Source organism: Paenibacillus aceris (assembly GCF_017874035.1).
GTDB lineage: Bacteria > Bacillota > Bacilli > Paenibacillales > NBRC-103111 > Paenibacillus_E > Paenibacillus_E aceris.
The window spans coordinates 612454-638707 of sequence record NZ_JAGGKV010000001.1 but is presented as its reverse complement, the minus strand read 5'-3'; the positions used below and the strand labels follow the sequence as shown (position 1 = coordinate 638707).

The following is a 26254-nucleotide window of genomic DNA, read 5'->3' as shown; positions in this document are numbered from 1 at the left end:
GGAATTTCAAAGAGCTGATTTTCGCATGAATCATGCGGGGATCGGCTTTTTGCGTTCAGGTGCGTGCTTGAGTTATGCCCTGTTTTAGGCTTTAATGATGTAAGGAAATTATTTTGATTGCGAGACTGCAGGGCATGAAAAAGGGGAATCAGCAAGAAGATGTTATATTTGGACTGCGCGGCGACCACACCGCCATATGATGAAGTCATTGATACGATAGCAGAAGTAATGAAAACGCACTATGGGAACCCCTCTTCGATCCATGGATTAGGTGTCCAAGCAGAGAAGCTGCTGCATAGCGCTAAAGAAGTGATAGCAGGAGCTATAGGCGTTCAGCCTGCCAATATTATATGTACTTCCGGTGGAACGGAAAGCAACAATCTGGCCATTCGTGGCGCAGCCTATCACTATCAGAATCGGGGCAAGCACCTCATAACCACACAAATCGAGCATCCTTCCGTGAAAGAAGTATTTTATGGGCTGGAGCGCGAGGGCTTTCGTGTAACGTATTTGCCTGTCAATCGGAATGGTTGTCTAGAACTGGAAACAGTAAAAGAGGCCTTATGTGAAGATACGATCCTTGTTAGTGTGATGCATGTAAATAATGAAATAGGCACGATACAGCCTGTACAAGCGATTGGCCAGCTACTTGCCAAGTATCCGAAAGTACTGTTTCATGTAGATGCCGTACAAGGTGTAGCCAAGCTTCCTTTTTCCCCTAGGGCATGGGGAATAGATTTATGCAGTGTCTCGGCGCATAAATTTCGCGGACCCAAGGGAGCCGGCTTTTTGTACCGCAGGGAGGGTGTACAGTTGAAGCCGCTGCTCGTTGGTGGCGGGCAAGAAGACGGCCTGCGCTCGGGTACAGAGAACGTTCCGCTTATCGTAGGAATGGCAAAAGCGCTGCGGCTGTCGATGCAAAATCTGCCAGAGAAGCTGGAGCATAAGTATAGGCTCAGACGTTATCTTGTGGATGGCATTGTATCGATTCCTGAGCTCACCTTAATGGGATCTGAACGCAATGAGGAGATGGCGCCGCACATTGTCCATTTTGCTTTTGCCGGGATGAAAGCGGAGGTCGTCGTCCATGCTCTAGAGCAAAGACAGATGTACATCTCAACGAAATCTGCCTGTGCTTCTGAGGCGTCGGATCCTAGCGAAGTCATGCTGGCATTAGGTTGCACGCGCGAGCAGGCGGTGAGCGGGCTCAGAATCAGTTTTTCAGATGAGCTGCAGATTGAAGATATGGAACGATTTTTGCTTGCACTTAGGGAGGTCGTGAGAGAACTCTCTCCCATGTTAGGCAAATCGTCAGTCAAAAGGGGGAAGCAAAGATGAAACCGGATTGTTTAATATTGCGTTTTGGCGAGTTGACGCTCAAAGGGAAGAACCGTAAGCGTTTTGAGCGCAGTGTTATCACGCAAATTCGTAAAGTTCTAGGGGCATTTCCAGATTTGAGGTATATTCCGGAATATGGACGCGTATATGTGGAGCTAGGGGGTGCTGCGTATGAGGAGGCTTCGGCGGCTTTGCAGCGCGTTTTTGGACTGGCATCGTTTAGTCCGGCTTATCATGCTCCAATGGAGGCAGAAGCTATCAAACAAACTGCGCTGCGCATCGTACAAAATCTCCCCAAACAGCCAAAAACCTTTAAGGTGAATGTCCGCAGAGTTAATAAATCATTTCCGCTCGATTCCCAGCAAATGAATTATCTCGTCGGAGGCTATATTCTAGAAGCATGTCCTGGTTTGCAAGTTGATGTGCGGAATCCCGAAGTGGAGCTCCGCGTGGAAATTCGTGAAGAGCAGGTATTGTTGTATGCGGAAGTCATTGAGGGAGCGGGCGGATTCCCGGCAGGTACAAGCGGAAAGGCGTTGTTGATGCTCTCGGGAGGGATTGACAGTCCGGTAGCAGGTTGGTTAGGAATGCGTAAAGGTCTTACCCTTGAAGCGATTCACTTTCATAGTTACCCTTATACGAGTGAACGTGCGAAGGATAAAGTGATGGACTTGGCTCATCAACTTTCGGGATATACGGACTCCATCAAGCTGCATCTCGTGCCCTTTACTGATGTGCAGACCTCTATTCATCGCGCGTATAAGGATAACTTATTAGTCACGCTGATTCGCAGGGCGATGTATCGGATAGCAGAACAAATCGCAGATGGTGAAGGCCTTAGTGCGTTAGTGACCGGAGAAAGCTTAGGGCAGGTGGCGAGTCAAACGCTGCCAAGCCTGAATGTAATTGGGCGCGTTGTATCCTTGCCGATTTTACAGCCGCTTATGATGATGGACAAGCAAGAAATTATACGGATTGCCGAAAGCATCGGCACGTTCCCGATTTCTATTTTACCGTACGAGGATTGCTGTTCTTTATTTCTGCCTCCATCTCCAAGCACCAATCCAAACTTGAATATGGTAGAGAGGCTCGAGAACGGCATGGATTTTCTACCGGAATTAATCCAGAAAGCCGTGGAACAAACGGAAACGATTGAAATTGTACATGGACAAATGAAGAAGGTGCCCGATCAGCATTTCTTCTAAATGCTTTTCCGGCGCCGGGCAGTCTTTGACTTCATCACCTTTCTTCACTAGCTCGCCAAGGATCCCGGGAGGTTATCAAGCATGATTGATGCGCTCATTTTGTTTTTACAAATTATGTTGATCAATATTGTGCTTAGTGGCGATAATGCCGTTGTCATTGCGCTTGCCAGCAAAAATCTCCCTCTAGAACAACGAAAGCTTGCCGTATGGTGGGGGGCGTTTGGAGCTATTGCGTTACGGCTGGTCCTGACGTTAGTAGCTGTTAGTCTGCTCGATATCCCTTATATTCAAGCGGGTGGATCCATTTTATTATTCTGGATTGCCATCAAACTGCTGACGGATGATGACAGTCATGCGAATGTGAAGGAAGCTTCGACGCTTGGCAAAGCTATCTGGACGATTATCGTTGCAGATTTCGTGATGAGTTTGGACAATGTACTGGCGATTGCAGCCAAAGGCAATGGCAATAATACGGTTATCATTTTGGGGATCGGTCTTAGCATCCCTATCATTATTTGGGGCAGTACGCTTGTCATGAATTTGCTGCATAAGTATCCGATTCTCGTCTTGCTGGGAGCGGGCATTCTTGGCTATACTGCAGGTGAAATGTTTGTAAAAGACGAGAAAATGATCGATTGGTTCCTGCATGATTACGAGTTCTTACATGTTTGGATACCGATTGTTGCATCTGCCCTTGTTATCATGATTGGTTTGTCCGTCAAATGGCTGCGATTATTGCAATTAAAAACAAGAAACGAATAGAGAATTGGGAAAACCGCCAAGCTGGTAGTATTCAGCGATGCGGTTTTATTTTTGTTGGAAAATAATTGAAACTTTCTTCCAATTTTGTCGTCTAGATATGAGATAGGAATGAGTAGAAGGGAGTTACCCGAGTGAAACCCAGTTTTCTCAACAAATGTACGTTTCGTCTTACTTGTTTGATTGGCAGTATCCTTCTCGTATTATGGATGCAATGCTGCGGGCTTTTCCTGGGCACTGCTAGGGCAGATGAGGCCGCTCTCATTGAGATTGAATCCCAAATAGGCTTTGGGGCTTCTAATGTGAAGCAAGGGAGATGGACTCCAGTCACAATGACGCTCCGCAACCAAGGGGCCGATCTGTCCGGTGATCTCGTCATTCAGGTGGCGAACCCGAATCGAAATAAGGATTTTAACTATGTACAGCATGTTGAACTTCCAAAAGGCAGCACCAAAGTCGTGACGATGCTCATACCTGGCAATGGGTACACGAAAAGCAATAATACGATAGCTTTTTATGAAAAATCGCAAAAAAACGGGAAGAAAATAACGCTGGCAGGCAATACCTACTTGGAAGCGTTCAGTTTACCGAAGGAAACGTTGCAAGTCGGCGTTTTGGCCAGAGATGTGGATACATTGAACTTTCTTACCCTTTTGAACCAGTCGGGAAACAAGGTGAATGTTCTTCATCTTAAGCAAGAAGATATCCCTAAGGAATCACTTGGCCTAGATAGCCTTGATGTGCTTGCTATCAATGACTTTGCCGCGGATACATTAACGTCAGAGCAAGTACAAGCCATAGGGCTTTGGACACAACGGGGGGGCACCCTTCTCTTGGCAGGCGGAGCGGGTTATCCGAAGTCAGCGGCTCCTTTTGCAAAAGCATCGCCAGTGACCTATGAAGGGACAACAGAATTGAATGAGCTTCCAACGGTTGAGAAGATTGGGGAGAAGGAACTTGTATTCCCCCAGCCGTTCACGCTTTCTCAAGCCAAACTGACGGGCGGAGCGGAGTCGATTCTATCAGAAGGGACGCTTCCCGTTATTGCACGCAGCGTCTACGGGAGCGGCTTCGTTACCTATGCAGCGTACGATTTATCCTTGAACCCGCTTGCCTCGTGGAACGGTAATCCGCGTTTATGGGAGCAGATCTTATCTGGACCGATCGAGGCTGCGCATGCTTTCAATCTGAATCAGATGAAATTTGGGAACGATCCAATGTGGGAGATGGAGCGTGCACTCGAGTTTTTCCCGTCCTTACAACCGCCTAAGCTGCCGATGCTGGCACTTGTCTTACTGTTGTACGCCATTCTTGTCGGACCTCTGCTATATATGGTTTTGAGAAAGCTGGATCGCAGAGAATGGGCTTGGCTGGTGATTCCGATTGCCGCCATTTTGACCAGCATCGGTGTTTTCCAATTCGGTGCGACCAATCGCGGGAGCATGATGGCTCAATCGTTGTCTACCGTATCACTTAACGGCACCGGATCAGGCATTAAGCAATCCGCGCTATCTGTATTTCTGCCAAAGGGCGGAGATCTGGAGCTGAAATTTACAGGAAAGCCGGTTGTTTCTCCGCTACTCCTATCCGATGTGTACCCGGGGCTGCAGCTGCATGATCAAAGTGAGCTGGTTGTCAGCAAGGAACCGGAAGCGACGTTAGTTCGGCTGCAGGGTATTCCTTATTCTTCCATCAGCAAGCTTGCCTTAGGAGAAGAGCAATTAGTTTCCATTGGAAAGATCGATTACACGATTTCCGAGCTATCCGCCAAAGGTGCTAAAGGTCAGGTAACGAATAACACGACCAAAGATTTAACAGATGCAGCTGTAGTAATCAATCAATCGTATGTCAAAATCGGCGATATTCCAGCAGGCGCTTCAGCGAATTTTGATACGACAGGCGGAATCGGTATGACGAACGGGTTTGATGTTCCCCAACTTGCCTTTCCTTATCCGACGAACAACAGCTTGGATACTAATTTACATCAGCGATCCTTGCTTAGCAGCTATTTGAATAGAAAGGGGAACTACTCAGGGGGGATAACGCCAATGGTGATTGGTTGGATGAAAGATCAATCGTCCATCACACTAACATCGGGCGGCAGTATACCGATTGAGCAATTGACACTAGTTTCTCAAGATATGAAGTTCAACTACGTGACACCAGAGGGTAAAATCGTTATTCCAAGTACCGCGCTCATACCGGCTTTAATCGATAATCATTTGAGAATGAGTTCGATTCAATTTCAGAATGGTCCTTTCATGCAAATGGGAAGCGGCGATGTAACTCTAGACTATCAACTTCCAAACCTTGCGGGAGCGAGCTATCAAACGATGGAAATGACCGCCGATCCTAACCCCGATGTGACAACAGAGTTATGGAACTCGGAGACGAAAGCATGGGAAGCAATCACGTTGCAATCATTCCAATCTTGGGAGGGAGAAAAACTGCAGCCTTTTCTCATTGAAGGAAAATCAATTCGCATGAAAGTGACGACGGTTCAAAATAACACCATGTTCCGAATGCCCGCCGTTTCTTTGGAAGGGGCTGTGAAACGATGATTTCCATTACGGAGTTGACGAAAAAGTACGGGAACTTTACGGCTCTCGATTCACTGACTATGGATATTGACAAAGGGACGGTCTTTGGATTTGTTGGTCCGAACGGAGCAGGCAAGTCGACGACGATGTCCATTCTTGCTACCCTGTTAAGCCCAACTTCGGGTACAGCCAGGGTCGGTGGCTATGACGTTACTGAGAAACCGAAAGAGGTACGTAAACTGATTGGCTATATGCCTGACTTTTTTGGTGTGTATGACAATTTCAAAACAACAGAGTATTTGGATTTTTACGGAGCGAGCTATGGAATTCCAAGAGCTCATAGGCTAAAGCTGATTCCTCAACTGCTGGACCTTGTCAATTTAACGGAGAAAGCCGACTTCTATGTGGATTCATTATCTCGGGGCATGAAGCAGCGCCTTTGTTTAGCTAGGTGCTTGGTGCACGAACCGGAGGTGCTGATTCTGGATGAACCGGCATCGGGACTAGACCCGCGAGCACGGATCGAAATGAGAGAAATTTTGAAAGAGCTCAAGGCGATGGGGAAAACGATTATTATTTCCTCGCACATTTTACCGGAACTGGCCGAGATGGTGGATGAAATTGGGGTCATTGAGTATGGCAAGCTGATCGCCAAGGGGAAAGTATCGGATATCCAGAATCGTATGAAAGCTAATCGCGTGCTGCAAATCCGCATGATGAACAGAATGGAAGAGGCTTTGATTTACCTGCAGCAGCAGCCGCATGTAACGATGGTGCTGCAGGATGAGAAGGGGCTGCATGTTCATTATGGAGGGGCGGACGAAGATCAGTCTGAGCTGCTTGCCCGTTTGGTAGGAAACGGATTTTCGCTCCTTTCGTTCAGTGAAGCATTGACGAATTTGGAAGATGTGTTCCTGGAAATTACGAAAGGAGGCGGCGCACACGATGAACAGCAAGTTAAATTGGATTAATCCCGTAATGGAAAAAGAGTTCAGGCTGCGCATGCGGACCTTTCGCTCACCGCTCTCAATTCTGGTATATCTCCTGGCGATCGGCCTGATTGCACTTGGGTTTGCTTATATTAACATGAGCCATCAGCAAGCGGGAGTGCTGAGTACGGAAAGAAGCAGTGAATTATTTTATTTTCTCAGTGGCACGCAATTAGTGCTGATCGCGTTTATGACACCTGGCCTGACGGCTGGGGTTGTAAGCGGAGAACGTGAAAAGCAAACTTTAAACATGCTGCTCACGACGCAGCAAAGTTCGGGAACGATTATTCTTAGCAAGCTGATCGCTTCGCTTAGTTTTATGCTGTTGACGGTCGTGTCCACTATGCCTCTTTACAGTATTGTTTTCCTCTACGGCGGCGTTTCGCCTAAACAAGTTTTTGCGGTGTTTATCTTTTATGTTTTCGTGATGGTGCTCTTTGGTGCAGTTGGGATCTTCTTTTCTACGATATTGAAGAAAACCGTGATTTCCGTCATTGCAACTTACGGGTTTGTGCTGTTTGTTTTTGGATTTACTGCGCTGGCAGGTTTATTTTTCGGCAATATCGGGAGAACTGGGATGAACGAAGAAGTACTTGGTTATTTTTTGAGTTTTAACCCCATGGCGGTCCTTGTTTCTCTTATGGTTCCTGATTTTGCCAAACAATTGTTCAAAGGGCATGCCTACTTGCAAATGTGGCATATATTCATTGCCTTCTATACACTGCTCTCCATCATCCTGATTTGGCTAAGCGTAAGATATTTACGCCCAATTATGAAAAGAAAGAAATAACGAGACTAAGAAAGGAGCTGTCCCCCTATGAAATTCTCATCGCTCGAAGAGCTGCTGCTCCCGGTCAAAAAGCGTTTGTTGCAAATAAAAGGACTGGATTTTTTTCAGCGCAGTTTGATCGCAGGGCTAGGGCTTGCCTGTTTATGGATGGGGCTGGGACGCTTGTTTCTATTAAACGGTTATCGGTTTGGTGCGATGTTGAGCTTGGCCGCAGCGCTTGCCGCCGGTGGCATTTGGCTGTACATCCGTCGACCTAACCTGCTTGATGCAGCAAGAGCGCTTGATGAAAATGGCTTGGAAGATCGTATGACGACAGCGCTTTTGCATAAAGAGCAAGCTTCACTGATGGCTGAGCTGCAAAGGCAGGATGCGCTTGAGAAGGGAACTTACTTTGTAGAAACTCAGTTACAGCTGATTATTTCGCCGCGGTTCTCAAAAAAGCAGTTGTCCGTTGGCATAAGTCTGTTTGCCGTATTGATGATATTGCTGCTTGTTCCGAATACGAATGATGCGATACTTCAGCAAGCCGGAAAGGATAAAGCTTGGGTGCAGGAAGAGAAGGAACAGGTTGGTGAGCTCTTGACCCAATTGCAAGCCAAGCCTTCTCCGCTTCCAGCAATCAAGCGAATGACGGAAGATTTAAAGGAACTGGAGCGCAAACTGGGGCAAACCCCAACGGCGGCTGGAGCTTTGGATGAATTGGAAAAAACGCTAAAAAAAATGGAAGCTTCCATGGGCGAGCTGGAAAAACAAAATCAGCGCTCCGAGCAGTGGGCGGAGTCGATGCAGCGGACACAGGCGCTTCGCGAGCTGGGCAAGGCGCTTCAGCAGCGAAGCCCGGAGAGCATTCAGCGCGAGGGAGCGAAGCTGAGCGAGCAAGTGCAGAAGCTGACACCGGAGCAGAAGCAGCTCCTTGCCAGCGAGCTTGAACGGCTTGCCGCCTCCGCAGCAGCGGCGACGCCGGAAGCGGAGCAGCTCCTTCGCGAGCAGCTTCAGCAGGCCGCCAGCGCGATTCGCAGCGGCGAGGACGCTGCGGCGCAGCTGAGCCAGCTGCAGGCTGGCCTGACGGCTGCCAGCGCAGCGCAGCAAGCTCTGGCGCAGCAGCAGGCGCAAGCCGCGGAAGCGGCTGCGAGCCTTGCCGCCGGTGCGCTGCCGCAGGCACGCGAGCTTGCCGCGAGCGGGGCGCAGCCCGGGCAGGCGTGGGCGCCCGGCGGCCGCGCGGAGCAGTTGGCCGCGGCCGGGAGTGCTAGCGCAGCGCCGAACGCAGGCGCAGCGGGCCAGGGCCAGAGCGGCGCAGCAGCAAGCACGGGAGCGGGCGCGGGCGCCGCTGGCGAAGCGGCGGGCGGGGCAAGCGGCACGCAGGGGAGCGGCGGTACTGGCAGCGGAGCTGGCGGAGGTACCGGCGCTGGCGGCGGAACAGGCGGTACGCAAGGGGGCACCGGAGCGGGCTCGCGCGGGCTTGTGGCGACGCCGCGTGAACGGTCGGGCAGCGGAGGGACGTTCATCGACGGAGGTCCTACGGTCGGCAGTGGCGGTGAAGTGAGTAAAGGCGGCTCAGCACCCGCTATGGACGGGGCTTCGCGCCCCTACGAGGATGTCTATGCCGATTATGCCGCAGAAGCTTCGAGTGCGTTGAACCGTTCCGAGCTGCCGCAGCATATGCAGAACTTGGTTCGTGATTATTTTCTTGAAATTCAGCCTCAGCGGTAATTGATGTTAGGGATTCTGGAGGAGAGTGGAGCGGATGGTCCAATCGAAAGGGCAGTTAGAAGAATGGGGAGCGGCAGTCTCCCGAATGAAGGAGCAAATTGGCCGTGTCATCGTTGGACAGGAAGAGGTTGTTGAGCAGCTGCTTTGGTGTATATTTGCCGGAGGTCATGCACTGTTAGAGGGGATACCGGGTCTCGGTAAAACGATGCTCGTGAAAACAATCGCAGATACGGTTGACCTTAGTTTTATGCGGATTCAATTCACGCCTGATTTGATGCCTGCAGATATTACAGGAACGAATGTCATACAATTCGGGGCACAAGGAGAGACCTCGTATAAATTTCAAAGAGGTCCTTTATTCGGTCATGTCGTACTTGCCGACGAGATCAACCGTGCAACGCCCAAGACACAGAGTGCTTTGCTGGAAGCGATGCAGGAGAAGACAATTACCGTGGGTTCGGAAACGTACCGTTTGCCCTCTCCGTTTTTTGTGCTAGCTACGCAAAATCCGTTAGAGCAGGAGGGGACGTACCCGCTGCCGGAAGCGCAGTTGGACCGGTTTTTACTTAAAATTCATGTTACGTATCCAACAAAAAATGAACTTAAACAAATTGTGCTGCGCACGACTTCGGCCCACAGCTCCCAAGCGGAGAAAGTGGCGGACGGCGCTTTGATTCAAGATATTCAGCAGGGCTTGAAAGAAATATTACTTTCGGAGGACATATTGGATTATGCGGTGCAGATTCTAATGAACACGCATCCGGAAGAGTCGACGGCCCCTGAGGCGGTCAAGCAATATGTGCGCTTTGGTTCAGGACCGCGCGGGGTTCAAGCGATGATCGCGGTGGCGAAGGTACGTGCGTTTCTGGCAGGGCGTTTTCATGTTTCCAAACAAGACCTTCATGCAGTAGCCGTACCGGCATTAAGGCATCGTTTGTTCCTGAATTTCGAGGGACAAGCGATGGGCATATCGCCCGATAGCATCGTTGCAGCGATTATTGGCTCCGTGGAGCAGAACCGATGAGCAGCGGTGGGCAGCATCTGCTAGATCCTGCGCTAATGCGCCGTTTGGATCAAATGAGCATTGCCGCAAAAAGCCGAATCAAGGGAACGATGCAGGGGAGAAGGCGTTCAAGAGACTTAGGGACATCGCTTGAATTTGCAGATTACCGGCTATATTCACCTGGAGATGATACGCGCCAATTGGATTGGCATGCCTACGGCAGAACCGGCAAGCCCTTCATCAAGCTTTTTATGGATGAGCAGGAACTTCAGGTTAACCTGTGGTTAGATGCGTCCGCATCGATGGATTTTGGCCGGAGAGAAGGTCCGGACTCTCCTCTTCTTTCCAAATGGGAGTACGCCAGGCAATTGGCTGCCGGTATCGGCTACTTGTCTTTGAATCGCTACGACCGCGTAAGCGCTGCTGCTTTTACGAATCAAATGACACAGCAGTTGAAGCTACTCCGCGGTAAAGGAAGCTCTCACCGGCTATTTGAATTCCTTGAGAGCTGCCACCCGTCCGGAGCAGGCGATATGGGGGCGGTGTTTCGGAATCCAGCTATTTTACCGCGACAAGCAGGAATGACTTGGGTGTTTTCCGACTTTTTGTATGAGGAAGGTATTCAGGAAGCCTTAAAATATATACAAGCGGCCAAACAGGAAGTAGTTGTCGTTCAAGTGCTTGCTCCCGAGGAACTGGATCCAAAGCTCTCAGGAGAGTTGCGGCTCATTGATAGTGAGTCCAAAGAAGCGAGGGAAGTGGCGCTTAGCAGTAAAGTACTGCAAACCTACAAGGAGGCTGCGGTGCAGCATACGCAAATGCTGAGGGCTTTTTGTCATGAGCGCGGAATTACGTATTTGCTGGCTGTTACACATATGTCCCCGGGTGATTTTCTGCTCGGAGAGCTACGGCGCAGCGGTTTGGCCCGCTAAGTTCCTTACCGCTGTGCCAACTGAACATTGCGCCGAACGTGCCAAAAACTCCACCCATATATAAGCAGAAACAAAATAATAAGCACCGTCGAGAAGCGGTACATAAGTGCATAACTTCCGCTAAAATTCGCGAGTGCTCCGAGCACCATGGCCCCGAGTCCAATGCCTAAGTCATTGGCTGAAAAAAAGGTTCCGCTCGCCGCACCTCGGCGGTTTGGGGCTGCACGCGCAATCGTCCACGCCTGCAAAGCAGGCTGAATGGAGCCGAAGCCGATGCCATAACACAGGGCAGCAACGGCCAGGCTAAGCTCGGAGTGCGCAAATGAAAGCAAGAGTAGTCCGGTTATTGTGAATACCGCGCCGGGTAACAGCACCCATTCAGGTCCTTTCCGATCAAAAAGCACTCCTGTTATGGGTCTTACAATAAGAACCATTGAAGCATTGCAAAGAAAAAACCAACCGACATTCGAAATACCGGCTTCATGGCCGAATAGGGTAATAAAAGTTACAATCCCTCCGTAACATATCGCTGTAAACAGCAGTAATGCGGAAGGGAGCAGGGCCGTTCGTTCCCATAAACGGTCTAACAGCTTCGGACGTTGAGCCGATTTTTCTGAACGTGCAGGTTTGGCATAAGGAATAAAGAGAGAGCTGAACAAAGATAGCAGAGCCAAAATGGTTGAGCTCAACAGCACGCGATGAAATCCATACTGCTGCATGAGCCATAATCCGGTAAGCGGAGCGAGAGCCATGGCAAATGTGTTGGATAATCCGTAATAGCCCATTCCTTCCCCGCGGCGTTCAGGTGGAATGATATCTGCGATTACCGTTCCTAAAGACGTTGTGGATATGCCCCAACCGATGCCATGGACGAAGCGGGCGGCAAGAATGAGTGTAATCACAGCCATATACGAATAACCGGCAATCGTAAGCGTACAAATAGCTAATCCCACTAGGAGTACATGCTTTCGCCCCAGCAGGTCAAGCGCTCGTCCGGCAAAAGGACGGGTGAGCAGCGACGAAATCGTAAATATCCCGATAACGAGGCCGACTTGCAGATCATTTCCCCCTAACTCCGAGATGTGTGTAGGGATGGTTGGGATCAGCATTTGAAAACTGAAAAAAAGCAGCAAATTAGACAATGACGTGATGAGAAAAGCTTTGGTCCAAAGCGGTTTCCTTTTTTTCTTTTCACTTCCAGATAAAGATTTCATGTTACCTCCCAAGTTGAACATAGGCAAAGCTGTTAGCCAGGGGAAAATCGGGCCGCACGCCTTTAAGTATGCCCAAAGGATAGCAATTGAACGCAGGCGGTTAGCAGACGATTATCGCTTTCGGAAAGGTGGGTATTTATGCATTTCGCGACATTAAGCGGGCTTTGGTTCTCGCTTTCCATACCTTTCATCTTGCTGCTCTATATGTTAAAACGGCGTTATATCGACACCGAAATATCCAGCCACATGCTTTGGCGGCGCATACTCCGTGAGCAGGAGGCCAACCAGCCGTGGCAGCGCCTAAAACGCCAATTATTGCTGCTGCTTCAACTGCTGGCCGCCTCCTTGCTTGTGCTAGCCTTGATGCAGCCCTTGATCCGGGAGCAGCAGACGGCTAAATCACATATCTTTTTTGTCCTTGACGCGTCAGCAAGCATGCAGACGACAACCCATCAAGGGTTAACTAGATTGGAGCAAGCGAAGCAAGGCATTCTGTCTTATGTAAAAGAGGAAGCCCCAAACCGCACTTATTCGCTCATGGTTATCAAAGATCAGCCAGAGCTGATTTTGCAAAAAGAATCGGACGTTTCTGCACTTCGGGGTGCGCTGGATAAGGTGGCCCCTTTTTACGGCAAAACAAATGTGCAGGAATCCCTCTCCTTGGCTTCCGCATTAACCCGTGAAGAGTCCGATGGGGAAGTTCGCATCTACACGGATAGACAGTGGGCTGAGAAAGCGGATGAAATCATTTTTTCAGTACCTGTCCAGGTAGTTAGTGTACAAGGCAGTGTAGAAGCGGCTCTACCCCCAGAGGATGCTGCTATTAATGTGTCCATATCCCAATTCGGTGTAAAAAATAATGAGACTGACGTGCGAGCTGTTGCTGTGTTGAAAAATTGGAGCACTGTAAACACCGTTGTCGAAACAAAACTTTTTGCGGATACGCAAATCGTCCGCACCGATTCTGTACAGTTAAAGGCTGGTGAGCAAAAGTCGATCTTTATGGAAAAGCTGGCTAGTGCCAATGTGTACAAGCTTCAGCTTGTTACGAAAGATGCATTGGAAGCGGACAATACGAGCTATGCTTTTCCGGAAGGGACGGGCCGAACTCAAATTGCCTATGTGGGGGAAGGGAATCTTTTTCTTCAAAAGGCACTTCTGTTGGCCAAAGCGGACGTTCTTCACATCCAAAAGAGCAAGGATGGCATCTATCCGGCCCCAATAGGGCAGGCACCAGATCTCATCCTACTTGACGGTGTGGATGAATCGAGCTTGAAGACGAACGGATGGCAGAAGATCCTTGTCTCTAAACCCGTATGGCGGTTTGCCTCTTCCGCAGAGTCGACGAAGGCGATGGTGCCCAAAGCCCCTTTTACGATCGAGGAACATCCGGTCATGCGTTATATTCGTCTGCAAGATGTCAACGTTGCACACGTACAGATTAGAGTCGCTCTCCCGTGGGAGAAGGCCATCGTTTCCTCCGATGGCGTTCCGCTGCTCTTGGCAGGCACGGAGGAAGGCGCTGCAAGGTTATCGTTTACTTTTCCACTGGAACAATCGGATTTGGCTCTTCGGACGGAATTTCCCATTCTTGTGCAAAATGCAGTCGCTTGGTTAACCCAGCATCAGGGAGGGAATCTTGGCCGCGCTACTGCAGGGGAACGGATCGACATGCCGCTGCACACTCAGGCCGCTAAAGCGGTTTGGACGGCGGACAAAGAGGGTGCATCCGAGGAACAGGCAGAGCGTAATGGAAAAGGATTAGCCGCAAGGCAAACGGTTCCCAACCTACCGGGATTGTATATGTTCAAGGAGTTCGACGAAGAAGGACGTGAGCTTCAGGCGCGTTTGCTGGAAGTCGTGATGGATGCAAGAGAGTCCGATGTGAATACATTTAATGCAAGCAAGTTAAGCTTCAAGCCAATTTCTGAACAGACTTTGCAGAATAAGGGGAATGATCCAAGCGTAGGCTTCACATCGTTAATGCCTTGGCTCGTCATGATTTTACTCATGCTGCTTGTGATCGAATGGGAGGTGTACCGGCGTGGGCATTCAGTTTGAGCATTCGATTGCACTATTCTCGCTTCTGCTTCTGCCTGCTTACTTATGGTGGATATGGAGAACACTCCATCGACTTCAAGGGTCAAGAAAAAAGGTCGTCATGACGCTGCGAGCCGCAGTGCTGGTTCTACTGGTTTTGGCCCTGGCCGGTGCTCAACTGTTTACAAACTCTAATCACAAAAGCCTTGTATTTGCTGTTGATCGCTCAGACAGTGTGAAGGAAGAAGCCACAGAAGCGCAGTGGATACGCGACGCTGTAGGCGCACGCACCTCTGAACAGGACGAGGCCGGCGTCGTTTCTCTTGCGCTTCAAGCTGCGATTGAGAAACCGGTTGATGCCAGGGAAATGGATGGTTTTGAATTCACCGCCCAATCGAATCCGCAGTTTTCTAATGTAGCCTCAGGCTTGCAATTGGCATCCGGTCTGCTTGCGAAGGAAAATGGAGGACGTATCATTGTCATGTCCGACGGTGAAGAAAATGTTGGAGACATGCTGCGCCAAGGCAAGCTGCTTCGAGATCGCGGGATTCAGGTAGATGTCGTTCCCTTCGCTGGTAAAGAGCGTACAGATGCCGCGGTAGAAGCTGTGCGCGTTCCTGAAAAACTCTATCAAGCGGAAGCCTATACCATCGAAGTTGTCATTCGTTCTACGACTTCAGGGCCGGCTCAATTGCGGGTATTTGAAGACAATCGGGAGATGACGGCGCAATCCCTAGAGCTTAGTAAGGGGGAGAATCGTTTTGCGGTGCAGTCGTTAGCCAAAGAACCTGGCTTTCATCGATATCGAGCTGAAGTGTATATGGACGGTGACGAGCTCTCTGCAAACAATACAGACTATGCTTTCAGCAAGGTGCAGGGGCCTCCGAAGGTACTCATTGTAGAAGGGAAAGCCGGCATTTCTCAAAATGTGGAGGGAGCACTGCAAGCGGCTTTAATTCCTTATGAAACGATCCAACCAGAGCTTCTTTCTAATGATTTCGTAACATATACCGGATTTGAGAGCATTATTCTTAACAATGTGGCGGCAACCCAGATATCTCAGCTCAAAATGGAAATGATTGAGGCAGTCGTCCGTGATTATGGCGTTGGGCTCGTCATGCTCGGAGGAGATAACAGCTACGGGCTTGGCGGATATTTCAAAACACCGATTGAGCGTGCTCTGCCTGTTTACATGGATTTGCGCGGGAAACGAGAAATTCCGTCTTTGGGTATTGTGCTCGTAATGGATAAATCCGGCAGCATGTCAGGGGACAAAATGAAGCTGGCGCAAGAAGCAGCCTCACGTACCGTGGATCTTCTCAGGGACAAAGATACGCTTGGGGTGCTTGGCTTTGATTCCTCTCCCAATTGGTACGTGGAGCCCCAAAAGCTAAGTCAGAAGCAAGACGTCATTCAAAAGATCAATGCCATTCCAGCCGATGGCGGAACTGAAATCTATACGGCGGTCGAAGAGGCGTTTAAGAAGCTATCGAAGGTCGATGCGCAGCGGAAGCATATGATTTTGCTAACGGATGGTCAGTCCGCGACGACTCAGAGTTATGAAGCTTTGACCGCTGATATGCAAAAGGAAAATATTACGATGTCAACGGTGGCCATTGGTACGGACGCGGATCAAGCCTTGTTAAGCAAACTGGCTGAACTGGCGAAGGGCAGGTATTACGCTGCGGTGGACCAAACAACGATTCCGGCGATTTTTAGCCGGGAGGCAGTGCTCATCTCCCGCACCTATGTCGTTAATCAGCCCTTTGTGCCAGCCGTAACGGGCGGTTCGGATTGGGCTGGACTCTTGGGAGGAGGTCTGCCGCAGCTGAAAGGCTATATCGCGACCACGCCAAAGGAGGCAGCGGAAGTGGTGCTGTCCAGCTCTGAGCCTGATCCGGTTTTAGCCAGGTGGCAATATGGCTCGGGCCGGTCTGTCGCCTGGACAAGCGATGTGACAGGTGCTTGGTCTGCGAATTGGGTAACCTGGCCATCCTTTGCGCCGCTGCTGACGCGTATGGTCAAATGGACGTTCCCGCAATTTCAATCTTCCCCGCTTGAATTGAAGGGACATTTATCGGGTGATGAGCTGACTCTGCAAGCCAAAGTCGGAGATGCTGATCTGGGCAGCTCTAAAGGACAAGGAGAGCTTCGGGCTACAGTGACGGATGAAGCCATGGGGACCAATGAGGTCTCTTTTACGTCTACTGCTCCGGGCGATTATTCAGCACAGTTATCTGTGGATAAGTCAGGCGTTTACTTAGCGAAAACCGAACTGCTTGCTCCCGCCAGCGAGCAGGATGGGGCCGAGAAGCGCGTCATCGGCAGCCGGGTGACAGGCTTCGTGATCCCGTATTCCCCGGAATACCGGATCACGGACGGTTCCGGGCTCAGCAAGCTTCAGCAGCTGGCTGAGCTTACCGGCGGCCGGATGCTCTCGCTAGAGCATCCGGAGGACGCTTTCGCCTTCGCTTCTGCGGCGCAGAAGCGATACACCCCCATCAGCGAGTACCTGCTGATGGCTGCGCTCGCGCTGCTGCTGACGGACATCGCAGCGCGCCGCATTGCACTGCCGCCCGGCCTGTGGGCGCGGGCGCTTCGCCTGCGGGCCGCCCCGGTGGGTCCGCCCTCAACGGTGACGCCGCTGGCGCGTCTCCGCGAGCGGAAGCAGCTTGCGGAGCACAAGCTGCAGCGTGAGCGCCGGGCCGCAGGCGGCGCTCCACTGGCTGCGCCGCGGCCGGAGCCGGAGCGGCCTGCGCCGCAGCCTGCTCCTCCTGCGGCAAACGACACGCCGCCGGACAGCATGAGCCGTTTGCTGGAAGCGAAACGGCGAGGCCGCAAATAGGCCGCAAATAGGCTGCAGGCTAGCAATTTTGGGCCAGTTGCGATAAACTACTTGTTGAATGGTGTCGAAAGGACACCGCATTGACAAGTGAAATAGGAGGGAATTCGCATGGCTAGAAATAGCTACTCCATCGGTATCCTGTTAATTGGCCTGGCCGTTTTATTGCTACTCGGGAAATTAGGCGTTTTTCACTTTATTTTATCCTTTTTCTGGCCTCTTGTTTTACTTGCTCCGGGACTGCTTTTCCACATTTTGTACTTTAATCGCACATGGCCGGCAGGCGTCCTTGTCCCTGGAGGCATTTTGACGACGTACGGCTTGATGTTTTTCTTCTGCAATATTTTCGGTTGGGGATCTATGAGTTATTTGTGGCCAGGATTCATTCTCGGCGTCGCCATCGGATTATATGAGCTTCATTTGTTCGATCGCGGTAGTGACCGGGGGGTTTGGATTGGCGCCTTAGTGCTGGGAATCATTTCAGCCGTCCTATTTGGGATCACGCTGCTTGTTAAATTAGGGATATATGTAATCGCTTTGATCCTTGTTGCAGCTGGACTTCTTATGATTTTCCGCAGGAAAAATGTGTGGTAATTGATTTATGTTTTATGTAAAAGTTTTATGTTGATCGTCATTTTCCTTGCATAATGTCGATAAACTGCGTATAATAAACATAAATGTCAAGCGTCGGCGCTTTTGTCCGACGCTTGTTTTATGAACAGAGACGAAAATTATAGGGTAGAGAGGGTTTGACATTCATGCAAGCAAGAGAAAAGATTCGCAATATTGCAATTATCGCTCACGTTGACCACGGCAAAACAACACTCGTAGATAAATTACTTCAGCAATCCGGTACATTCCGCGACAATGAAGCGGTCCAAGAAAGAGCGATGGACTCCAACGATCTCGAGAGAGAACGCGGTATCACCATTCTTGCTAAAAATACTGCTATTAATTATAAAGACTACCTTATTAACATTGTAGATACACCTGGACACGCCGACTTTGGCGGTGAAGTAGAGCGTATCATGAAAATGGTTGATGGTGTTTTGCTTGTAGTTGATGCCTTCGAAGGTACAATGCCACAAACGAAGTTCGTTCTTCGTAAAGCGCTAGAAAGTAACCTTAAGCCTGTTGTTGTTGTTAACAAAATCGACCGTCCGAATGCTCGTCCAGCTGAAGTTGTGGATGAAGTATTAGACTTGTTCATTGAACTTGGCGCGACGGATGAACAGCTTGATTTCCACGTGGTATATGCTTCTGCTTTGCAAGGTACTTCAAGTCTTGATCCAGATAAACAAGATCAGAACATGGAAGCTATCTATGAAACGATCGTTACTCACATCCCTTCTCCAACCGAAGATGTTGACCAACCACTTCAATTCCTTGTTACTCTTATGGATTACAACGAGTACCTAGGCCGTATCGGCGTAGGACGTGTAAACCGCGGTAAAATTCGTCAAGGTCAAACAGTTGCTGTTATGACACGCGAAGGCGGACAAAAGCAAGCCAGAATCGAGAAGCTTTTCGGTTTCACAGGCTTGAAACGTATTGAAATTGAAGAAGCAGCTGCAGGGGACATTATTGCAATTGCCGGTATCAAAGATATCAACATTGGTGAAACGGTAGCTGATCCAGCGAATCCGGAAGCTTTGCCAGTCTTGAAAATCGATGAGCCGACGCTTCAAATGACATTTATCGTCAATAACTCGCCATTCGCCGGTCGCGAAGGAAAATGGGTTACTTCCCGTAAAATCCGCGAGCGTCTTTACAAAGAGCTTGAAACAGATGTAAGTTTACGCGTTGAGGATACAGACAGTCCCGATGCCTTTATCGTATCAGGCCGCGGCGAGCTTCACTTAGGTATTTTGATTGAAAACATGCGCCGTGAAGGCTTTGAATTGCAAGTTTCCAAGCCGGAAGTTATCATCCGTCAAATCGACGGTCAAAAAATGGAGCCGATCGAGCGCTTGATCATCGATGTTCCAGAAGACAGCATGGGTTCCGTTATGGAGAGCTTAGGTTCCCGTAAAGCCGAAATGGTCAACATGATCAACAACGGCAGCGGAAACGTTCGTCTTGAGTTCTTGATTCCTGCACGTGGTCTGATCGGTTACAGAACGAACTTCTTGACGTTAACTCGCGGTTACGGAATTATGAACCATGCTTTCGACAGCTATGGTCCATACCAAGGAGCAGGCGTAGGCGGACGTCATGAAGGCGTACTCGTTTCCAGCGAATCCGGCGTATCCACGCTTTACGGAATCCTTTCCGTAGAAGATCGCGGTATCTTGTTTGTACATCCGCAAACAGAAGTTTATGAAGGAATGGTTGTTGGTGAACATACACGCGACAACGACATCATCGTAAACATTTGTAAAGAAAAAGCGGTAAACAACATCCGTTCCGCGAACAAAGAAGAAACCGTGAAAATGAAAACTCCGCGCTTATTCTCTTTGGAGCAAGCACTTGAGTATTTGAACGATGATGAATATTGCGAAATTACGCCAAAATCCGTTCGTATTCGTAAGAAGCTCTTGAACAAAAGCGAACGTGAACGTGCTGAGAAACAACGTAAAATGGCTGAAGCGAACGTTTAGTTCACAAAGTGTTCTTAATAGGGGAAATGTCAGCCATCCGGTTGCATTTCCCTTTATTTATTTGCGCAATTGAGCGATAATGAGAGTTGACATTACTTTTTTTAGCGAAATGGAGTGTATGGTGTTGACGGCTTTGAACGAGTGGTTTGGTAATCACATTTACATCACTTATTTGTTAATCTTTATATTCATGTCCTACGTGTATAACAAAGTTTTTCGCACTCGCAAATTGCCGATTCTCAAAACGGCCATCGTTTACGTGCTAATGGCGATCGGATCGATTATGCTGCTTGGTTTTCAACTTGTAGGCTTACCGATAGTATTATGCTTGACAGTAGCCATTTCTTTAATGTTTCTGGTTCGAATTCGTTATTTTATCGAGAAAAGAACTGGAAGCGGTAACCCGGAATGACGCGATTCTGGTTAACTCCGATTGTGAGCTACTCGCCACTGGTGCTTGGTGCTGACAGGATCAACTGTACGCCGCTGAATGCGTTGGAAAAGTTCCGTGAGCTGGCGAGTGGGGGACATCCCAGATTGCTTGCTATGTTTAAATCCAGCCTCCTTTTGAGCGAGGACGAGGAGTTATGCGGTTCAGAGCTTGTAGAATTCGATTTAGGGCATTCGGATGCGATTCGTTTTGATGGTGACCCGTTTCACCTCTCGCATTGTGCAGAGGCCTTTCTGGACCGTCTTCTCACGCGCGACGAAGCGATGCAATTAGTCTCATCCTTGAATGAAGGCGATTTGAATGCGGAGTCGATCAGATGGAAAAATCAATGGCTGCGTTGGCTGGAGTCCGGCTGCGACGTTATTTTACTTAGAGAGGATGGGCATTAATTAACATGAATCTCCAGGATACGTTTTTCAACTGGCTGCAAATGCACATTGTTAGCGAAGCTAGACCCAGTGATGAGGCTGCTAAAGAAACGCTGGATTTCTTCGCCATGATTTTGCATGAAGACCATGGGGTCAGCCAAATCGAACTTGTGGATGAAGCCGATCCGATGAAAATTCATATTTCTTATGAGCGTGAGGGGATCAAGAGCAAACAGAGTTTTGACCGCGAAGCCGCGGAGAAGCTGCTGGATGATATTAACGCCAATCCGATTTACAATAATCAATAAGCAGGATATTTAAGCGACATAACTTTTTCAATCCGACGTACAATAAGGTATATCTGGGTGAAAAAGGAGTGTTCGCATGATCTGAAAATAGATACATAATGGTGGAACGCTTGCCACCGGCTATGCTATACTGTTAGTGTAAGGAGCGTTTTCAACCACCCTTGTAGGAGGCGCTAGCGATATGGCTGAACACATCACAGCTTTACTGGAGCAAATGATTGACCGCGCCCTATTGATGACAACAGTTGAATATGAGAAAACTTTTGCGTGCCGAGTAACTGTTAAGCCACCCGGCCAAGTTTTTGATGCGATAAAAAAAGCCTAGATCTGCTGTGTGCAGTCAGGCTTTTTGTTATCTTTCCGCGAATTATGGATTTGGATTCCCGGCCTGGTTCGCGTCATTAGGTCCTGTGTTGTCTTGGGGATTGCGAATATCACGCGGCAGTTGTGGTATGGCCCGGCCCATGATATCCGCCATTTGCTCAGCGAACCCAGTAATCGGCCTTCCTGCCTTGATGTTATCCCGAATGTTGCGCAGCCGCTGATCTAAATCTAGATCTGCTGTCACGATGGCATTCACACCGTATGGATCTTTCTTCAGAGCTTCTGCAACCGAATATTTGACGGTGCCGACTTTCGCTCTGTCCATATCTTTTCTGAGATTGATGCCAACCACGGCGGTATTGCCGAACACGACACAATGCGCGCTTTCAACTTGTGGGATACTGGTGGCTAGGCTTTCCAAACGTTCTGCAACAGCTTTAGAATCTTTGATTTCCGGCTTTTGCGGAGCAATTTGTTGAACCTTTACTTGTCTTTGATTTGTATCTTGAGAGGGGGCTCCGCTTTTCGGCGCTTGACTACAGCCAACCGCGAGGGTTAGTACCAACGATAATACGCACAATAGTCTCACTAGAATCGATCCTTTCCTTGAATCTCGCGTTTAGTTTGTCCTGTGCAGTTAGGTTGTATGTAATAAATATAACCAATGATCTGACGCCAAATCTGGGAGGGGACACACCAATGAAAAAAATTTACGTGTTAGATACCAATGTACTGCTTCAGGATCCAAATGCCTTATTCGCGTTCGAAGATAATGAAGTAGTCATACCCGCCGTGGTGTTGGAGGAGATCGATTCTAAGAAACGAAATGCGGATGAAATAGGCCGAAATGCAAGACATGTTTCACGGTTACTCGATGGTTTAAGAACCAAGGGTACGTTATCCGATGGCATCACGCTGGAACGAGGCGGAAGCATCAAAGTTGAGCTTAACCACCGAAGCTTCGCTAAACTGCAAGATACTTTTTCTGAACTAACAAATGATAACCGAATCCTGGCCGTAGCCCTCAATTACCATCTAGAAGAGCAGGCCAATGATTTTCCGAGACCTGTTGTTATCGTAAGTAAAGATACGCTGGTACGGATCAAGGCGGATGTGCTTGGCATTCCCGCGCAGGATTATTTAACTGACCGAATCGTAGCTCAGACAGATATGTACACAGGTTGCATCACATTGTACGTTCACCCGTCTGTGATTGACGAGTTCTATTCATACCGTTTCTTGACTGTGACTTCATTGAATTTAGGGTACATGCTTCATCCCCATGAATTTGTTATATTGCGTGACGAACTAGGCTCTTCCAAATCAGCTTTATTGAAAGTCACGACAGATGCCAAAAAACTTGAGCCGCTCTTTATGAGTAACGATCCCATCTGGGGAATTGCCGCGCGAAATGCGCAGCAGCGCATGGCTCTTGAGCTTCTGCTCAATGACGATATCCCGCTCGTCACCCTCACTGGGAAAGCGGGTACAGGTAAGACACTGCTAACGCTGGCTGCGGGCCTTATGAAAATTGAAGATGACCGGAAATACAAGAAATTGCTTATTGCTCGGCCTGTTGTACCTATGGGCAAGGATATCGGTTATTTGCCTGGTGAAAAAGAGGAAAAGCTGCGCCCTTGGATGCAGCCGATCTATGATAATCTTGAGTATTTGTTCGATACGAAGAAACCAGGCGACATTGAGAAAGTGCTTGCCGGCCTCGGCAGCATTCAAGTCGAAGCGCTCACGTACATTCGTGGACGTTCCATCCCAGGGCAATTCATCATTATTGATGAAGCGCAAAATTTATCCAAGCACGAGATCAAAACGATCGTTTCACGTGTAGGCGAAGGCAGTAAAATTGTCTTGTTAGGTGATCCAGATCAAATTGACCATCCTTATCTTGATGCTTCAAGTAACGGATTAACTTATGTGGTGGAACGATTCAAGCAGGAGGGCATAAGCGGGCATATTACGCTCGAGCGAGGAGAACGCTCGCATCTTGCGCAGTTAGCGGCTGATCTGCTCTAATCAAAAACCCCTCATTCCACATCAAAGTGGGAATGAGGGGTTTATTGGTTTCAAGCAAGGATTTCAATGCGGCATCGATAAGCCTTGGCAATGCCTTGCATAAGCTCTTCGAGCTGGCGATCTACGACATAGACATCGCGATGATGATCTTTGTACAGAGCTAGCAGATGTTCTTCGATTTGAAGCGACGCCTGATCGACATCCGCTTGCTGGCTGTCCTCGGTAAATCGAAAGGGGACAACCAATTTCTCGTATAAGTAGTTGTTCTCGCCTTCGCTTGTAAACCCATAGTCGCTGAAAAGATCAGTCAACTCTGCGTCTTCTGGCAGCAAGCATAAGGCCATTTGGTCCGTATCTACGTTATGCTGAGCCATTACCTCAAGCACAGCAAACTTCTGCGCCTCATTGCTGACAATTAACATTTCGTTGTCGCGGTCGAAAATCTCCGCTTTGCCTGCCAGCGCTTTCTCGATCTGGGTATAAAAATTAATCAATTTTCCATCCGGTACATCCATTAATAATCCAATTTTCGTTTCCATCGTAAGTCCTCGCTTTATTTAATTATCCATAGCTAGTTTACAAGGATAATTTGAGTTTCACAACTGCGGTGCCATTTTTCGTTTCAACACTAACGACATCCAGATAGCTGACGATTTTTTTCGGTACAAAGCCAAGTTGAAATTCCTTTGAGAAATCTTCAATGGTGGTATCCGGCAGTTGGAAACCGTTAAACTCCAACTTATCCACGACAAAACGGACTTCATTCATGTCCGGATTCTCCTTCAATAGGAATTTGCCTGTGATTGATATCTGCACCTGATCCTTTTGACCCTTGGCGATAATGGAATCGTCAGCGAATTGGAAATTCAAATTTTGCAGAAGCTCGTTTTTGCCATGCAGATATGCGTTAAAATCAGTATCGCTGATTGTAATTACCGGATTTTTAATTGAGGATAAGTCCATAAATTTACTTTCTTTTGTAACATATTGCGGAAGATCGCGGAACGCCGCGGACAAATTATTCAAGTACTCACGGAATAAGGGAACACCTACTTGTTTCCATTGTTCGTTTAAACTCTTGATTTGGTTCTCTATGACTGAAGCCTGGGCGCTGACGGCTAGTTGTTTGTCCAACTCATCTTGCAGCTTCACAAGTCTTTCCCGCTGCTCAAGATATTTATCTTTTGTCTTCTGAAGCTGGGCACGGGATGCTTGCAGTTCACTTTGTAAGCTTTTTAATTTGTTAAACGAATCTGTAAAAGCTGCTAATGCGCGATGATCATTCGAAATGATCATCTGCAGATATTCAAACATGCGCAAGGCATCCGCAAAGGAATTAACGGAAAACAGCAGCATCCAGATCGAATCACGGTCTCCTGTGTAGTAAGCCCTCATTACTTGGCCTGCATGCTTTCGCGAGCTGTCAACATTGCTGCTCTGTTTCGTAATATCTTGTTCATTTTGCTTGATTTGTAAGACGATATTGGCATCTTGCGCATTCAGCCGGTTTACTTCTTTATCGATTTCAAAAATGGTAAGTCCTTTTTGGACGAGTTCTTTGGTTTCATCGGCTCCCGGATTATTTTCTTCTGCTGTCACTGTGTAGAGCGGCAGAGTGAGTTGTATGAGCAAGAGCATGGATGTCATCATAGCTACGAATTTATATTTCATTGAACGTATTCTCCCCCTATGAACAGATTATCATATTTCTATTAAATGAAGCACAAAAAAATACTTACCTCGGGGGAAGAAGTAAGTATTTCGCACGATGTCTATTTTTTAGCCGGTGCTATAAGCTTTAGGATGTCATCAAAGTTTTTGACATTCTTCGGTACTTCCTTCGTTACAGGTGTCGCTTTATTGATAGCGTCGTAGGTTTGGTGAAGCACGATATGATTATCCTGAACCTTGCCGTCGACGGTCATTTGAAAAGCAATATCAAAGGTTTGCTCTCGGATAAAGCCGCTGTCATCAATTGCGACAACCATCTTGCTCGGCGCTTTTAGCTGAATGGCAGAAGGCTGGCCTTTTTTTAACAGTTCCGCTTTGTCTGCGGAGAGGAAACCGTTGTTTTGCAAGTACCCGTAAAACTCTGGCAGCTTTGTTTGGAATATGGTATTGATATCTTTTTCGTTTTTGCTTGTGAGTTCTACGCTGATGGATTTGGCGGATGATCCGTCCTTAAGTTTAACGGGTGCTTTGTCCTCTTTATACCACTTTGGATCAATGCCATTAAAAACGAGATTGCCAAGCGCAGTCGACAGCTGGGATGTGTTTTTCAATGTGTCCAGCGTTAAAGCACTCTTGCTGTTTTGGCTCATTTGCTGCAAATCAACGGCGTAGAACTCGTCAGGCGTCTTATTTAAAGCTGGCATATTAAAATACAATTTGCTATCTTTAATGAGAATTGGAATTTCAAAAGGTGACGTAGAGCCTTTTGGGGTTATTTTCAAATCCGTTTGGAATTCGAGTGGGTCTACATTGCTAATCCCCTTCCAATCCATGGTGCTTTCTTTGACCAAAGACACAAGCCCATTTGTTAAGGGGTTTGATGTTTTTAACAAGCCGTCACTGATGGAAAGCGTTGTGCTGCCTTCAAATGTGTAAGATTTCATTTCATTTTGTTTACTTAGAGATTGCTCAAAAGCTTCTTTTACTTTCGTATTATCCGTACAAGCTGTCAACGATAACAGGCTGATTGCCGCTACCGCTGTAAGGGTGATCCACTTCTTTGACATGCGAGTTTTGTCTCTCCTTCCATGATCCATATTCATTATAATGGTTTCATACAGCTTTGTCTTTAAGTAAAG

Annotated in this window: 23 protein-coding genes; 18 read left to right on the top strand and 5 right to left on the bottom strand. The window is 48.3% G+C overall.

The features are described 5' to 3' along the window. The first annotated feature begins 159 nt into the window (after window positions 1–159). The 9 genes from J2Z65_RS03090 to J2Z65_RS03050 all read left to right on the top strand — a co-directional run bounded on the left by J2Z65_RS03090 (window position 160) and on the right by J2Z65_RS03050 (window position 11266). Window positions 160–1338 carry a cysteine desulfurase family protein gene (locus tag J2Z65_RS03090; protein ID WP_167063623.1) on the top strand — a complete coding sequence of 393 codons (1179 nt, stop codon included), beginning with the start codon at window positions 160–162 and terminating at the stop codon, window positions 1336–1338. After that, complete coding sequence (gene thiI, locus J2Z65_RS03085; RefSeq protein WP_167063626.1) at window positions 1335–2543, top strand: tRNA uracil 4-sulfurtransferase ThiI; 1209 nt, start codon at window positions 1335–1337, stop codon at window positions 2541–2543. Before J2Z65_RS03090 ends, thiI begins: the two co-directional genes overlap by 4 nt. A gap of 81 nt (window positions 2544–2624) precedes the next feature. Next, window positions 2625–3305: a TerC family protein gene (locus tag J2Z65_RS03080; protein WP_167063629.1), complete on the top strand. Its 681-nt coding sequence runs from the start codon at window positions 2625–2627 to the stop codon at window positions 3303–3305. 131 nt (window positions 3306–3436) lie between these two features. Continuing rightward, the gene (locus J2Z65_RS03075; protein ID WP_167063632.1) at window positions 3437–5863 is read left to right on the top strand and encodes a hypothetical protein; all 2427 of its coding nucleotides are present in this window, start codon (window positions 3437–3439) and stop codon (window positions 5861–5863) included. Further along, on the top strand, window positions 5860–6813 hold the full coding sequence (locus tag J2Z65_RS03070; RefSeq protein ID WP_167063635.1) for an ABC transporter ATP-binding protein: 954 nt from the start codon (window positions 5860–5862) through the stop codon (window positions 6811–6813). The genes J2Z65_RS03075 and J2Z65_RS03070 overlap by 4 nt, the downstream gene beginning before the upstream one ends. After that, window positions 6788–7621, top strand: coding sequence for an ABC transporter permease (locus tag J2Z65_RS03065; protein ID WP_167063638.1), 834 nt, complete (start codon window positions 6788–6790; stop codon window positions 7619–7621). The genes J2Z65_RS03070 and J2Z65_RS03065 overlap by 26 nt, the downstream gene beginning before the upstream one ends. Before the next feature lie 27 nt (window positions 7622–7648). Then, a complete protein-coding gene (locus tag J2Z65_RS03060) occupies window positions 7649–9331 on the top strand; it encodes a hypothetical protein (protein WP_167063641.1) in 1683 nt (560 codons plus the stop codon). Window positions 9332–9365: 34 nt separating this feature from the next. Beyond that, a complete protein-coding gene (locus J2Z65_RS03055; RefSeq protein WP_167063644.1) occupies window positions 9366–10355 on the top strand; it encodes an AAA family ATPase in 990 nt (329 codons plus the stop codon). Further along, window positions 10352–11266 (top strand): DUF58 domain-containing protein, encoded by a 915-nt coding sequence (locus J2Z65_RS03050; RefSeq protein ID WP_167063647.1) that lies wholly within the window; start codon window positions 10352–10354, stop codon window positions 11264–11266. Before J2Z65_RS03055 ends, J2Z65_RS03050 begins: the two co-directional genes overlap by 4 nt. 5 nt (window positions 11267–11271) lie before the next feature. Here J2Z65_RS03050 and J2Z65_RS03045 read toward each other — a convergent pair whose 3' ends face one another. Next, window positions 11272–12480: an MFS transporter gene (locus J2Z65_RS03045; RefSeq protein ID WP_167063650.1), complete on the bottom strand. Its 1209-nt coding sequence runs from the start codon at window positions 12478–12480 to the stop codon at window positions 11272–11274. A 138-nt stretch (window positions 12481–12618) separates the two neighbouring features. Between J2Z65_RS03045 and J2Z65_RS03040 the strand changes: the two genes are divergently transcribed. The 8 genes from J2Z65_RS03040 to J2Z65_RS03005 all read left to right on the top strand — a co-directional run bounded on the left by J2Z65_RS03040 (window position 12619) and on the right by J2Z65_RS03005 (window position 21414). Next, window positions 12619–14541 (top strand): vWA domain-containing protein, encoded by a 1923-nt coding sequence (locus J2Z65_RS03040; protein WP_167063653.1) that lies wholly within the window; start codon window positions 12619–12621, stop codon window positions 14539–14541. Then, entirely contained in the window at window positions 14525–17365 is a 2841-nt protein-coding gene (locus tag J2Z65_RS35835; protein WP_167063656.1) for a VWA domain-containing protein, read from the top strand. Before J2Z65_RS03040 ends, J2Z65_RS35835 begins: the two co-directional genes overlap by 17 nt. 108 nt (window positions 17366–17473) lie before the next feature. After that, on the top strand, window positions 17474–17956 hold the full coding sequence (locus J2Z65_RS03030; protein WP_209855721.1) for a LiaI-LiaF-like domain-containing protein: 483 nt from the start codon (window positions 17474–17476) through the stop codon (window positions 17954–17956). Window positions 17957–18120: 164 nt separating this feature from the next. After that, window positions 18121–19962 carry a translational GTPase TypA gene (gene typA / locus J2Z65_RS03025; protein ID WP_167063659.1) on the top strand — a complete coding sequence of 614 codons (1842 nt, stop codon included), beginning with the start codon at window positions 18121–18123 and terminating at the stop codon, window positions 19960–19962. A 133-nt stretch (window positions 19963–20095) separates the two neighbouring features. Then, on the top strand, window positions 20096–20374 hold the full coding sequence (locus J2Z65_RS03020; protein WP_167064341.1) for a YlaH-like family protein: 279 nt from the start codon (window positions 20096–20098) through the stop codon (window positions 20372–20374). After that, on the top strand, window positions 20371–20802 hold the full coding sequence (locus J2Z65_RS03015) for a hypothetical protein (protein WP_167063661.1): 432 nt from the start codon (window positions 20371–20373) through the stop codon (window positions 20800–20802). The genes J2Z65_RS03020 and J2Z65_RS03015 overlap by 4 nt, the downstream gene beginning before the upstream one ends. Before the next feature lie 5 nt (window positions 20803–20807). Next, complete coding sequence (locus J2Z65_RS03010; protein WP_167063665.1) at window positions 20808–21089, top strand: hypothetical protein; 282 nt, start codon at window positions 20808–20810, stop codon at window positions 21087–21089. 181 nt (window positions 21090–21270) lie between these two features. Then, window positions 21271–21414: a hypothetical protein gene (locus J2Z65_RS03005; protein ID WP_167063667.1), complete on the top strand. Its 144-nt coding sequence runs from the start codon at window positions 21271–21273 to the stop codon at window positions 21412–21414. 42 nt (window positions 21415–21456) lie between these two features. Here J2Z65_RS03005 and J2Z65_RS03000 read toward each other — a convergent pair whose 3' ends face one another. Continuing rightward, the gene (locus J2Z65_RS03000) at window positions 21457–22002 is read right to left on the bottom strand and encodes a YhcN/YlaJ family sporulation lipoprotein (protein WP_167063670.1); all 546 of its coding nucleotides are present in this window, start codon (window positions 22000–22002) and stop codon (window positions 21457–21459) included. Window positions 22003–22112: 110 nt separating this feature from the next. Here J2Z65_RS03000 and J2Z65_RS02995 point away from each other — a divergent pair, with 110 nt between their 5' ends. Continuing rightward, complete coding sequence (locus tag J2Z65_RS02995; RefSeq protein WP_167063673.1) at window positions 22113–23444, top strand: PhoH family protein; 1332 nt, start codon at window positions 22113–22115, stop codon at window positions 23442–23444. Between the two features lie 50 nt (window positions 23445–23494). Here the strand turns inward: J2Z65_RS02995 and J2Z65_RS02990 are convergent, their stop codons facing one another. The 3 genes from J2Z65_RS02990 to J2Z65_RS02980 form a co-directional block, all read right to left on the bottom strand. Then, window positions 23495–23983, bottom strand: coding sequence for a hypothetical protein (locus J2Z65_RS02990; protein WP_167063676.1), 489 nt, complete (start codon window positions 23981–23983; stop codon window positions 23495–23497). 37 nt (window positions 23984–24020) lie between these two features. Further along, entirely contained in the window at window positions 24021–25115 is a 1095-nt protein-coding gene (locus tag J2Z65_RS02985; RefSeq protein ID WP_167063679.1) for a hypothetical protein, read from the bottom strand. A 101-nt stretch (window positions 25116–25216) separates the two neighbouring features. After that, window positions 25217–26182 (bottom strand): hypothetical protein, encoded by a 966-nt coding sequence (locus J2Z65_RS02980; RefSeq protein WP_167063682.1) that lies wholly within the window; start codon window positions 26180–26182, stop codon window positions 25217–25219. Window positions 26183–26254 lie beyond the last annotated feature (72 nt).